Source organism: Pseudomonas chlororaphis (genome assembly GCA_001023535.1).
In the GTDB taxonomy this organism is placed as follows: domain Bacteria; phylum Pseudomonadota; class Gammaproteobacteria; order Pseudomonadales; family Pseudomonadaceae; genus Aquipseudomonas; species Aquipseudomonas chlororaphis_E.
This window is the reverse complement of record CP011020.1, coordinates 150,030-162,951: the sequence shown is the minus strand read 5'-3', so window position 1 is coordinate 162,951 and position 12,922 is coordinate 150,030. Positions and strand designations below refer to the sequence as shown.

Sequence of the window (12,922 nt, the reverse complement as noted above, 5' to 3'; positions counted from 1 at the left end):
ATTCCATCTGCGCCTTTCAGCGGCCGGGCAGGCGCCTGAGGGCGTGTACCAGGGCGTCGATTTCAGCGTGGGTGTTGTACGCGTGGACGGACGCGCGACTGACTTCTGGCAGGCCGCGCTGCTGCATGTCCAGCAACGTCGAGCCGGCCCGGGAGGTGCTGACGTTGATGCGTCTGGCTTGCTGCGCCAACCACTGCTGGAGCTGGGTCGCGTCGCTCTGGTGATGGGTGAACGTCACGATGCCTGACTTGAGCGCGCCCAGGTCCTGGACGGTTACCCCGGGGACCGTCGCCAATTGTGTGCGCAAGTGGCTGGCCAGTTGCTGGATGCGTTGCCACATCGGTTCGATACCCTGGGCGAGGGCGTACTCCACGGCGGCACCGAGGCCCAGCTTCGCCGCCACGTTGCATTCCCAGTTTTCGAAGCGTCTGGCGTCGTCGCGGATGGCGAAGGTTTCGGGTGTCAGCAGCGACGCGGCGTGAAGGTCGAGGAACGTCGGCTCAAGGGTCTGGCACAACGCGTGTTCGACGTACAGAAAGCCCATGCCCCGGGGGCCCCGCAGATACTTGCGGCTGGTGGCGGCGAGCATGTGGCAGCCGATCTTCTTCACGTCGATGGGCATCTGCCCGACGCCCTGGCAGGCGTCCAGCAGGAACAGCTTGCCGGCTGCCCGCGTCAATGCGCCGATCTGTTCGATGGGTTGGACCGGGCCGCCGTTGGTGGCGATCACCGGAAGCGACACCAGCGCCACGCGTTCATCGTCCAGAAGGGTCTTGAGCGCCGACAGGCAGACCTGGCCGTGCTCATCGTTGGGCAGGACCCGAAGCTCGATCCCGCGCTGGCGTTGCAGTTGCAGGTAGGGAATGTAGTTGCCGGCGTACTCGGTGGTGGACGTCAGCACCACGTCGCCCGGCCTCAATGGCAAGGAGTAGAAGGCCATGTCCCAGGCGCGGGTGGCGTTTTCGATCACGGCGATTTCATCGGCCCGGGCGTTGATCAGACGGCCAATGGCGCCATAGACGTTCTCCAGTGCTTGCGCCTGTTCTGCGGCGGCTTCGTAGCCTCCCAGGCAGGCCTCACGCTGCAAGTGGCCGGTGATGGCGTCGAGCACCGGCTGGGGCATCAGCGCTGCGCCGGCATTGTTGAAGTGGATCAGCTCCGCGGCACCGGGCGTGTCGGCGCGCAGTTGTTCAATGTCCAAAGCGAAACTCCTTGATCATTCCCCCGGCGGCGCGGGGCTGGCTTGCAGGCTGGCGGGCCAGTAGCGCAACGCGACGACCGGGATCAGCGCCAGCGCATACGCCAGGCAGACGAACAGGTAGGTGTACTGCAAACCATAGACCTGGCTGAGCAGGCCGCCCACGCAGATCCCCGCGATCGATGCAAACTGCGCGCTGCCCTGGGCGATCCCGAGCACATGGCCTTGCTGGCTGCTGTCGGCCGCTTTCGAAATCAGCGCCATCAGCACCGGTGTGGTGGCACCGAGCAGCACGCCCCAGATGAAATAGGCCACCACGAACACCAGGGCGTTGCGCGTGACGCCCGCCACGGCGGTCAGCGCGATACAACCCAGCACGACGTAGGTGATGCGTTGCAGGGTGTCCTGCTGGGAGCGGTGTTCGAAGTAGCGTGACCAGGCCGTGGCCGACAGGATGAAACCCAGGGCCAACAGGCCGTAACACAAGCCGACGACGGCGTTGCTGACCTCGAATACCGTGCTCACGTACAGGGAAAATGAGGTCTGCGGCAGCATCCGCGCCAGCAGCAGGATGCCCATCACGCACAGCAACGACAACAGCGGCGATCCCTGCCAGGGGCTGCTGCCGCGTCCGGTGGCCGCACTGGCGGTCTGAGCGGTTGGCTTTTTCACCGGCGGCACGTCCGGCAGGGTCACGGCAGCCACCACCGTACAGATTGCGCACAGTATCGCCGCGATCATGTTGATCCAGAAGAACGTGGCGTAATCGAGGATCAGGCCGCCGACCACCGCGCCGAGCAACGACCCCACGTTGGTCGATATCTGCAGGATCGCGAACAGCCGCGCACGGCGCGAAGGGGCTTCGATGCTGACGCCGTAGGCCTGCGCCGGGGCAATGTAGCCGGCGAAGGCGCCTTGCAGGAAGCGCAGCACCAGGATCACCCAGATGTCCCCGGCCAGCGCCAGGCCCAGTTGGGTCAAGGACAGCCCGGCAAGGGCGCGGATCATCATCAACTTGTGGCCATAGCGGTCGCCGATACGGCCCCAGAAGGCACTGGTCAGGATGATGCCCAGCATCGGCCCGACGTACACGGCGATGCTGGCGAAGCTGAAAACCGACTCCGAGGACGTCAGCCCACGCAGGTGGACCGGCCAGAACGGCCCGCTCATTTCCATCGCACCCATGGAGACGAGCTGGATCGCGAACAGAAGATAAATCAGGATTCTTACGTTCAAACCCTGGGTGACACCTGCGTGGGACATGACTCAGCCTCGGTGGTTAGGCGCTGGCAAGCGGGTTGGTCAGCGTGTGCTGCAAACGATAGTTGGAATACTGCAGCAAATGCATGCGCAGCAGCGATCGTGTTGGCCACGGGTCTTCAAGGAAGGCCTGGTGTTCGACTTCCCACAGCGGCGCCGCGACACGGTCGCGCACGGCCTCGAAGGCACTTTCGGTTTCCTCCCGCAGCACGGTCCACAGCCGGGTGTCGTCCAGCGCATATTCCGTGCTCAGCCACAGCGCGACTTCGTGCAGGTGGGTCAGGAACGCGGCGTCCAGCACGAACATGCGCACCGGCTCGATATCCTCCACGAACACCGTCGGCAAGATGCCGGGCTGGACATGGGGCTGCAAGGTATAGCCACGCGCTTCCAGCAGCGGCGCGTAGGTACGGCCGTCGCCAAAATCGCGGATCAGCAGACTACGCGCTTTGCCATCGGGGGAAAACAGCACCATGGTGTTTTGCTGGTGGGCCTCCAGCCCGATACCGTACATCAGGTAGATCGCCACCACCGGGTGCGTGACCACCCTGGCGTACTGGCGGAACCAGTCCTCCACATTGCGGGCGCTGGCGCGCAAGCCGTCGCGTTCGATCAGGTCGGTGAACAATGGACGAGCACTGCCGGGCAGGCGCGTGAACAACGACGCGACTGTGATGGGCAGGCAGTCGTCGTTGCGCTGGAAGGCCTGCCTGCTGGCGCGATAGACCACCGACAGGTGCCGACCGGGGGCGTCGTCCTGGGTGATCGCGTTGCGGTAGCGCACGCCGATCTCCTCCGGGAAGATTTCCAGGCGCTGGCCAAAGCCGTTTTCGGCGGCAAGGATCTGCGTGATCACCGTGCTGATGCGCGGGCCCATGTGGATCGACTTGGCTTGCAGGCTGCGCAGCTCACTGGTCATCCACACCGCGATGGGCAGTTTGATCAGCGGCGCGGCTTCTTGCTGCGCGGGCATCATGGTCCGATAGGACATGGTGGGCAGGGTGAGGATGTCCGGGCCGTCAGTGATCAGGATGCCTTGTTCAATTTCCGCGGCGAAATGCTTCAGCACATAAGCCTGCAAATGCCAGGCGTGGATCGGCAGCGGCAGCCACTGTTTTTCATCCAGGCCTCTGTCGTTGAGCGCCGTTTTCCATTGCTCCCAGTGCGCCGGGAAGTTCGCCGCGAACCAGCCCAGGTAATCGGTGACGTGGGGCATGCTCTCGCTGATGGCCATGTCGGCGCGCAATGCCGCGATACGCAGGGGCACCTGGGCATTGAACTCGGGCGACAGCTGCTCGACTTCTGCATCGCTGAGGCCCGGGCGGGATTTCCACGTGGGGTAATACGGGTGGCCTTCCAGTGAACCCCATTGGTCCAGCAGGATCGCCGCGTCCTGGGTGCTGGCGTGTTGGCGCAGATAGTCGGTCAGGCTGGCGAGGCCTCGACCCTGGCTGGCCTGGGCCAGCCGGGCGTTCCATTGCTGGCGATGCCGGCGGGCGTGGGCATCGTTCATCAGGCTGTTCTCCATGTCGGCCTTGAGCCCGGCCACGCCTTCGTCGGTGGGCGCGAAATCGAAGCTGTCCCGCAGCACGTCCAGCAGGTCCTGGTGGCTGTCGACCACCTGGCGCACACCTTCGTCGGTCACCAGCACCACCTCACCGTCGTGGATCAGGGTATCGGCCGGGGCCAGCGTGATGTGCGAAAAAAACAGATGTCCCCGGGCGTTCTTGAGCGGGTAGGTGGCCTGCGTGCCGTCGGCGCAAAACACCAGGGCGCGGCGATCCAGGATGTTCTCGGCAAACAGGCAACGCACCAGGCGGCGCATGGCGTTTTTGCGGGAGTAAGCGATCAGTGTCTTGAAGTCATCCATATCGGCTGTCTGCTCGTCGATGAGTAAAGAGGAGGTTGGGCTCATGCCGCGTGGGGCCAGTGACGGGGGAAGTAGTCCAGCGCCGAGTCGCGCAAGCCCTGCATGTAGGCCACGCTCCACTGCAGAACTTCCTCGATGTAGGGCACCTTCAGTTCGAAGCGCCTGGCCATTTCCACCAGCAGCACCAGGCCGTAGGCGACGTCTTCATTGAAGGCGCGGCTCTGGCGCTCGATCACGTAGCCGGCGCGGTTGTTATCGGCGGGCACCATCGGCGCGAGGATGTCGTTGTAGGCCTGGTTGGTGCGCAGGATCGACAACATGCTGCTGCGGTCACGGATCTGCTCGCCGTAGGCGTCGACGATTTCCTGTTTCAAGGACTTGACCGAAGACAGGTCCACGCCCAGGCGTTCGCTGATGACGGCGCAGAGCCGTTGGCTTTCCTCGTCCATGCGCTCCAGGAAGTAGGCCCCCAGTTCCGGGCACTCCGTCCACCAGCACAGCGGCTGCGGGAAGATCTTGCGATGCCACTGGCCGTAGGGCCCGATCAGCCCGTAGATCACCGAGCTGTGCATGATCGGATTGCCGGGCGTCAGGGTGATTTCCAGGTAGTTGTCGAGCAACGTCACGCATGGGCCGTACAAGCGGCTGAGCAGTTCGCCGAGCTGTTGGCGCGAGGCCTGCGATTCACGGGCGTGGGTCGCGACGTACAGCTGGCTTTTGCCACCGCCCATGCGGATCGACCGCCCGGGCTTGAGATCGAACGCCGTGTGCGGGACATCCTTCATGCCCCAGATCACCAGGTTGGGTCGCTGCGCCAGCGCGGCTTCGGCCAGCCAATCGAACCCGCAGAAGCCCGGGATGGCACCGATGTACACCGGTTTGTCCGTGCTCAGGTGCGCGGCGATGCTTTGCAGGGTTTGCGGGCGGGCGTGGGCCGGCACCGTGATGATCACGATGTCGGCGTCCTCGACCGCGGCCTTGGCGTCCGTGGTCACTCGGTCCAGTTGCGCGCTCAGCGTCGAGCCGTCCGGCATCAGCGCCTGTATCGGCGTCCGACGGAGGTGTTGCTCGACGACCTGCGCATTGCGGGTGAGCAGCGAGACCTGGACATCGGGCAGTTGCTTGAACAGGACTGCGTTCAGGTGGCCGGTCCTGCCACCGCCACAGATGGCGACTTTCAGCACATTCATTCAGAGGCGTTCCTGTGTGGGGTGAAGGTTACGCAACGCTCAGTTGCAGGGGCGCCGAGCTGGACTCCAGCCATTGGGTCTTGCCCAGCCAGGTGTCCAACTGCGCGCCAACGTTCGGGTCGAGCAAGCCACGCTCTTGCAGCCATTGTTCGTTGAAGACGGTGTGCAGGTATTTTTCGCCGCCATCGGCGATCGGCACCACGACGTTGCCGGTCAGCACGCCGGCGTGGATCAGCTCCAGGGCCTTGAAAATCGCACCACCGGTCGAACCGCCCACCAGCAGCGCCAGGTTGCGGGCGACGTAGCGTGCGGTTTCGAAGGCCTGGCTGTCGGTGACCTGCACGCCCAGGTCGATGCAGCTGTAGTCGAGCACCAGGCCGACGGTGTCGCCGGCCGGGGTACCCGTGCCGGACTGGTAGTACGGATAACCGGGATGGCCGAACACAATGGAACCGGCGGGCTCGACCCCGACGGTCACCGTCTCGGGGTCATGCACTTTCAGGCCGCGGGCGATGCCGGTCATCGAGCCACCGGTGCCGACACAGCCGACATAGGCACCGATCGTGCCGTGCGCCTGGGCAATGGTTTCGCGCACGAAGTCGCTGTAGCCACCGGCGTTGGCGGCGTTGTCCGACTGGTTCATGAACACGGCACCGGGAATCTGCGTCGCCAGTTCGGCGGCCATCCGCTGGCGCTCGACCACGGCGACTTCATCTTCGCGGTAGTTGCCGGCGACGAATCGAACATCGGCGCCCAAGGCTTTCATGACCGCGATTTTGTCCTGTGCCGCGTGATGATCGACCACGGCAATGAACTGCAGGCCGAACTCCACGGCCGCCATGGCCAGGCCGATGCCCGTGTTGCCGGAAGACGACTCCACGACCACGCCACCGGGCTTCAAGCGTCCTGACTTGAGGGCCGCCAGCACCATGTTCCTGGCCATGCGGTCTTTTATGCTGCCACCGGGGTTGTTCTTTTCGATCTTCAGCAGCAGCCGTGCATTGGTATCAGGCACATCGATGCCCAACATGGGCGTGTTGCCAATCAGTTCTGAAACTTTGCCAAGTATCATGAGTAAGACTCCCTTTTTAGCAGTCAGGTAAAAATGTGTAGTGGCCTTGCGTACAACAAGTGGCGGTAATACGCCGGGGCAGGGGATGGCGATGGAATTCATTTTCCAGCAGGTCCATCTGATAACCGGCGGTATTGGCGTAGATCAATAAGTCACCGGCCTGGGGCGAGGTTACAAAGTTGATCAGGCGATAAGTAATGACGTCATCGTCCAGGCAACTATGTCCGGCGATATAGGCGTGTGTCGGGGTGTGCGGTGGCGCGCTTGCACTGATCAGGATCGGGTCCACCAGGTATTCGGATGAAAACCATGTTTCACAGGCACTGAAACTGCTGCCCTCGACGAAAATAACGGTTTTGTCATTGGCCAGTTTTTTACAGCGAGTCACCCGGAACACTGAAATGGCGGCCTGGTCGACCAAACTTCGGCCGGGTTCCAGGGCCAAGGTCATGTTTTGCGATTGCAGATAATGGGCAATCGTTTGGCCGGGTAAACAATCGGACTCCAGGAACAATGCCAACCATTGGCTGGCGGTGAGTTGACTGCCGTAGGGGTAAAAAGCCTCGGGCACTGTGTGGTTGTAATAATGGCTGGGGTTATTGTCGTTGCGCAGGAAACTGTCATAGCGCTGCGGGTCGACATATCGGATGGGCAGGCCTCCACCGATGTCGATCATGACGGGGGCCAGCCCCATTTCCCGGGCGGCGTCGACATACGCCACCACTTCGCCAAACGCCTGGACGCGCGATTCATGGCCGTAGCCGCCGAGGTGGAAATGAAAACCTTCGAAGTGAAAATGCTGTCGTTCCTGCGCCAACTGTTGCAGGCACCCGAGCACATCGTCGGCGCCCATGCCAAAGCGGCTCGTCGGGCAGCTTTTTGGCCGGTAACGCAACAGGATTCTGGCTTTTCTTGACGCTGTTCTGGACGCCAGCAGCGTTGCCAGGTGGCCGATTTCTTCCCGTGAGTCCACACAGATGAGGGCGCCGACGTCCACCAGGGCTTGATGGAATACTGTCGTTTTCGCCGGTCCCGTTGCGCATAAATGCTGTCCTGGAATACCGGCCCGTAACGCGGCGTGCAACTCGTGAAGGCTCGAAACATCGACACCAATGCCCATCGCCGCTGCCGCCGCCAGCAGGCTCTGGGACTTGTTGGCCTTGGCGCCGTAAAACAGCGTGTGGGCGACGTTGTAGTGTTTCAGCACGCCCTGAAGCGCCGCCGCGTTGAGCTTGAATGCGTGGGGCCATACCAGGTTCAGCGGCGATCCATAGTGGTCGACCAGTGCTGAAAGTTTGCCTGGACAGTGCTGGATGAACTGCGCGATTAGCGGGTCGAGCAATGGCGCCAAGAGGGTCGGTTGATGCACTTCAGTTACATTGTTAAATGTTGGCGTCATTACAGTAGGCATAGTTAACCCCTGGCGTATAAATCAACACCCATCAAGTTTTCGATAACTTGGTGTTATCGAAGAATATGAACTTGCCGTTTTTCAGGCATGAACGATTTAAACGCCTGGCGGTGCGTGCCAAACGAAACCCGGCCTCACTATCGTGACGTCAGGTTTTATCAATACTTCACAAAGATATTGCATAGAAATCCATTCCATGAGGTTTTACCTGGGCGTGAAGAGGCCGTTATCGAGTCTGCGGCTTATTCTCGAACAGGGTCATTAGCTGACATTCAAATGACATCACTGCACTGCACTTCCTTGGGGAGTACGAAAACTTCCTTTGTTGTGTGAGAGATATCTTCGATGGCGAGAACCATATTGCTAACGCGAACGATTATCAAGTAAGGTTTTCAAATATTTTGAATATTTACTCGTTGGCTGAACGTGTGCAAACGCTTGTTTGCTCACGTTTGCAGGTGCCCATCCGTACTTGGAAGAGCGCCTTAATACCTTGATCAACAAGGAATTAACCGACGTTGTAAGGGGCTGTTGCAGGACCGCGATGGCCCCGCCCGAAATCGATGAAATTTCGCTTGAACCACGACAGTTGCATGCCTAGGAGAGCTTTATGACCACTGAACGTCCCGGTACCACCCCCACGCTTCCCATCAGCTACCTGTTCGTCCCGGGGAACCGCCCCGAGCGTTTCGCCAAGGCCGTCGCGGCGGCTCCGGACGCGATCATCCTCGACCTCGAGGACGCGGTTCATCCCGACAGCAAAGCCGCGGCCCGCGCCGCGATCTGGGCCTGGCAGGAGAGTTCGCCCAACGTTTCCTGCCAGCGCTACATCCGCCTGAACAGCGTTGGCAGTGAGTTCTTCCGCCAGGACCTCAAGTGGCTCGAAGACATGCGCTACCCGCAGCGCTGCTCGGGAATCTTCCTGCCCAAGGCGCAGTATGGCGAGGGGTTGTCCGAGGTGGTCGAGCGCTTGCTGGCGTGGAGGCCCGGGCTCAAGGTCGTCGCCATCATCGAGACCGCCAGGGGCTTGCATGAGGTCGAGTCGATCGCCGGCATCGCCGGGCTCTCGCGGCTGGCGTTCGGCTCCCTGGATTTTTCCCTGGACATCAACTGCAGCCAGGTGCCCGAGGCGTTTCTCTTCGCCCGCAATCGCATCGTGCTGGCGTCGCGAACCGCCGGCTTGCCGGCACCGGTCGACGGCGTGACCCCGGCGATCAGCGACCTGGCGGCGGTCAAGCACGAGGCGCACTACGCCAGGTCCCTGGGCTTTGGCGCCAAGCTCTGCATCCACCCCGGCCAGTTGCGTACGGTCCAGCAGGCATTCCTGCCCGATGCCCACCAGTTGGCGTGGGCGGACCGGGTGATGCAGGCCGTGGCCAGTGGCAGCCATGCCGTGCAGGTGGACGGCGAGATGGTGGATCTGCCCCTCATCGAGCATGCGCAACGGCTGCTGGACGTGGCCAGTCTCTACGGGGAACCCGCCAAGGCGGATGCCTGCTGAACCGGCCATCGATCAGGGGAAATGCCATGCAACAGGGTTATCAGATTTCGCTCCGACCGTTGTGCGAGGTGCTGCAATCGGAGCACGTCGATCCGGCCAACGTGGAGTCGGTCCGGCAGTCGATCGTCCGGGCCGGCCATTGGCTGGAACCGATCATTGTCGAGCGCTCCCGAGGCATCGTGATGGACGGCAACCACCGGCTGAACGCGGCGCTGCAGTTGGGGTTGAAGCGAGTGCCGTGCATCCAGCTCGACTATGCCGATCCTCGGGTGCGCGTGCGGCACTGGCAGACCGGCCAGGCGTTCGAGGTGGCGCGGATTTTCACCACCATCGAGCGCGGCGAACTGTTCCCGTACAAGACTACGCGGCACGCGTTCTACCCGGCCCTGCCGGTCATCGCGATCCCGCTGGAGCGCCTGTATGGGTAGGCGGCTCGCCGGGGCGGGCAGGGTGCGGAAAAAAATAACGCCCGTGGGGTGATACTTTTCCGCAGGTCGGCTGGCAATAGGAGTGATTACCATTTTCTCTTGCTGAAAAGGATCCTTACGTCATGTCTGTTGCACGTCGACCTTGCGGTGAATCCGCGCTTTCATTCGCGATTCGTTGCGCCACGCTGGGCATTGTTCTGGTCGCAGGGAGCGCCAACAGCTGGGCTGCAACCTCCACGTCGCCGGCCAGTGCCGACGCGAACGCCGACGCTTCGGCGCCGGCGGATGCCCAGGGCCTGACCCTCGATGAGATCAACATCACCGGTGCCTACAACGGCGCGACCGCGCTGCCGCCGGCGCTCGCGAGCGGGCAGGTGGCCCGTGGGGCACGCCTGGGCATGATGGGCAACAAGGACGTGATGGACACCCCCTTCAACGTGACCAGCTACACCGCCAAGACGTTGGCCGATCTGCAGACCGTGACCGTGGCCGACGCCTTGCAGAGGGATCCCTCGGTGCGCTCGACAGGGCAGACGGGCGGCATCGTCGATTCGTTCTTCATCCGTGGCTTTCCGATCGGCGAGGGCAACATCGGCGAGTTGGCCTACGACGGCGTCTACGGCGTGGCACCCAACTATCGGGTGTTTACCGAGTACGCCGAACGGGTTGAAGTCCTCAAGGGGCCGGGCGCCCTGATGTACGGGATTTCACCGAACAGTGGCATCGGCGGGGTGATCAATATCGTCCCCAAGCGCCCGCTGGACGAAGACCTGACGCGCTTGACCACCACCTACGAATCCGATTCCCAGGTCGGCGGTCATCTTGATCTCAGTCGCCGCTTCGGTTCCGAGAACCAGTTTGGCGTGCGCTTCAATGGCAGCCTGCGGGGCGGCGATACTGTCGTGGACGATCAGGAGCGTGAGCTGAACATCGGCGCCATTGCCCTCGATTACCGGGGCGAGCGGTTGCGCTTGAACCTCGATTTCATCAGCCAGAAAGAAAGCTTCGAAGGTGCCTCGCGGCCCTTCACGATCGCACCGGGCGTGGAGGTGCCGTCCGCGCCCAACGGCCGGACCAACCTGCCGCAGAAGTGGGGCTGGTCGGACACCCGTGAACAGTCGGCCCTGCTGGGCGGCGAGTATGACCTGAACGATTCGCTGACCGTGTTCGCTCATGCCGGCGGTGGCCGCTCGGACGTCGATCGGATGTCCGACCAGGTGCCCAGGATCCTCAACAGTGCCGGGGATACCAGCAACGTGCCGGGGCACTATAAGTTCAACGTCGATCGTTCGACCGCCGACGTCGGCTTGCGCGGCGTGTTCGCCACCGGCCCGGTCACCCACACCACCACGGTGATGGCGACCACCTACCAGGATGAATTGTCCCGGGGGATCACCAACGGTACGGCGATTACCTCGAACATCTACCATCCCGTGGATGCCCCCAAGCAGTACCTGCGTTCGCCCAAGGTCCAACGGGTGTCCGAATCGGAGCTGTCCGGCGTCGCCGTGACCGACACGCTGTCGGTGCTCGACGACCGGTTGCAACTGACCCTGGGCCTGCGCCGGCAAAACGTGGAGTCGCGCAATTACAGCAACGGCGCGGTCAGCTCCCGCTATGACGACAGCGCGACCAACCCGATGGTGGGCGTGGTGGTCAAGCCCTGGGACGACGTGTCCTTCTACTACAACTATGTCGAGGGCCTGAGCAAAGGCGATACCGCGCCGAGTGGGGCAAGCAACAGCGGCATGACGTTCGCCCCCTACGAGTCCAAGCAGCACGAACTCGGCGTCAAGTATGAGCACGGCACCTTCATGACCACCCTGGCGTTGTTCCAGATCGAGAAGCCGGGTGGCGAGTTGGGCGCGGATGGCGTGTTCTCGGTGCAGGCCGAGCAACGCAACCGCGGTGTCGAGCTGAGCATGTTCGGCGAAGTTGCCCCCGGCACCCGGCTGATGGGCGGCGTGACGCTGCTCGATGGCGAGTTGACGGAGTCGGCCACCGCCGCCAACCGGGGCAACAAACCCGTAGGCGTGCCGGACGTCCAGGCCAACCTCTGGGCCGAATGGGACACCCCATGGGTGCAAGGCTTTACCCTCACCGGCGGGGCGATCTATACCGACAAGCAGTACGTCAACCAGGCCAACACCCAGTCGCTGGATGCCTGGACCCGCTTCGATGCAGGAGCCCGCTACGCCACCAAAATCGAAGGCCGGCCGACGACGTTCCGGGCCACGGTGCAAAACGTGTTCGATCGCGAGTACTGGTCGGGCGTCGCCTCGTATGGTGCGTTTTCCGCCGGTTCGCCACGCACGTTGCAGTTGTCGGCCACGGTCGATTTCTAGACTGTGTACGAAATAGTTTGAAACGCAGGTTAGGCAAGGCAAAAACCGGCGAGGAAGCGCAGTTGACTGGTTGTCAATGAGCATTCCGAGCCGGTTTTTAACGCCGCATAACCAAGTTTCAGGCTATTTCGTACATAGCCTAGACGCACAACAACGGGTGGCCGCCGTACCGGGCCACCCCCGTTCGATCACCCTCTGAAAAGGACTTTTCATATGCAAGGCAATCCAGGCATGACGCCCTCCAATGCGCGCGCGCCATTGCGCCCGGCGGCAGAGCCGCAGGCCCACGATCCCGACCGGTGCGCCAACGAACCGATTCGCGACCTGCTGCGTTGTTATGGACTGCGCACCAGCCTGATCCGCTTCAAGGTGATCAACGCGTTGCTGGCGGCCGCCCAGGACGGCCGCACGATGGGCGTGCGCGGCGTGCATGCTTATTTGGCGAAAACGTCTGCCGACCTGTCGTTCGTCAGTGTGCGCGAAGTGCTCAGGCGACTTTGCGAAGAGGGACTCATCCTGTTCCAGGCAGACAAGACCTACTGCTTCACCGCCGAGGCTTGGGCGATGCTCGAACAGCACCTCGATGACGGACGGTGACCCGCAAGGGCAAGGATTCAAAAAAAGGGGGTAGGTGCGCGGCAGTTGCG

Annotated in this window: 10 protein-coding genes; 4 read left to right on the top strand and 6 right to left on the bottom strand. The window is 62.4% G+C overall.

Annotated elements, in window-relative coordinates:
- Positions 1-16 precede the first annotated feature (16 nt).
- The 6 genes from VM99_00690 to VM99_00665 are packed head-to-tail and all read right to left on the bottom strand — an operon-like array spanning position 17 to position 8,001.
- Complete coding sequence (locus VM99_00690; GenBank protein ID AKJ96643.1) at positions 17-1,201, bottom strand: aminotransferase class V; 1,185 nt, start codon at positions 1,199-1,201, stop codon at positions 17-19.
- Positions 1,202-1,216: 15 nt separating this feature from the next.
- Positions 1,217-2,461: an MFS transporter gene (locus VM99_00685; protein AKJ96642.1), complete on the bottom strand. Its 1,245-nt coding sequence runs from the start codon at positions 2,459-2,461 to the stop codon at positions 1,217-1,219.
- 16 nt (positions 2,462-2,477) lie between these two features.
- Positions 2,478-4,328 carry a hypothetical protein gene (locus VM99_00680; protein ID AKJ96641.1) on the bottom strand — a complete coding sequence of 617 codons (1,851 nt, stop codon included), beginning with the start codon at positions 4,326-4,328 and terminating at the stop codon, positions 2,478-2,480.
- Between the two features lie 41 nt (positions 4,329-4,369).
- Positions 4,370-5,518, bottom strand: coding sequence for a hypothetical protein (locus VM99_00675; GenBank protein AKJ96640.1), 1,149 nt, complete (start codon positions 5,516-5,518; stop codon positions 4,370-4,372).
- 28 nt (positions 5,519-5,546) lie between these two features.
- Positions 5,547-6,590 carry a cysteine synthase gene (locus VM99_00670; GenBank protein ID AKJ96639.1) on the bottom strand — a complete coding sequence of 348 codons (1,044 nt, stop codon included), beginning with the start codon at positions 6,588-6,590 and terminating at the stop codon, positions 5,547-5,549.
- Positions 6,591-6,606: 16 nt separating this feature from the next.
- Positions 6,607-8,001: a decarboxylase gene (locus tag VM99_00665; protein AKJ96638.1), complete on the bottom strand. Its 1,395-nt coding sequence runs from the start codon at positions 7,999-8,001 to the stop codon at positions 6,607-6,609.
- Positions 8,002-8,611: 610 nt separating this feature from the next.
- On the opposite strand from VM99_00665, the gene VM99_00660 reads away from it, so the two are divergent.
- The 4 genes from VM99_00660 (at position 8,612) to VM99_00645 (ending at position 12,872) form a co-directional block, all read left to right on the top strand.
- Positions 8,612-9,502 (top strand): host specificity protein, encoded by an 891-nt coding sequence (locus tag VM99_00660; GenBank protein AKJ96637.1) that lies wholly within the window; start codon positions 8,612-8,614, stop codon positions 9,500-9,502.
- Positions 9,503-9,528: 26 nt separating this feature from the next.
- A complete protein-coding gene (locus tag VM99_00655; protein ID AKJ96636.1) occupies positions 9,529-9,930 on the top strand; it encodes a transcriptional regulator in 402 nt (133 codons plus the stop codon).
- 122 nt (positions 9,931-10,052) lie between these two features.
- Positions 10,053-12,275 (top strand): energy transducer TonB, encoded by a 2,223-nt coding sequence (locus VM99_00650; GenBank protein AKJ96635.1) that lies wholly within the window; start codon positions 10,053-10,055, stop codon positions 12,273-12,275.
- 213 nt (positions 12,276-12,488) lie between these two features.
- Positions 12,489-12,872, top strand: a complete 384-nt coding sequence (locus VM99_00645) for a fe2+ zn2+ uptake regulation protein (protein ID AKJ96634.1) — start codon at positions 12,489-12,491, stop codon at positions 12,870-12,872.
- Positions 12,873-12,922: the final 50 nt, after the last annotated feature.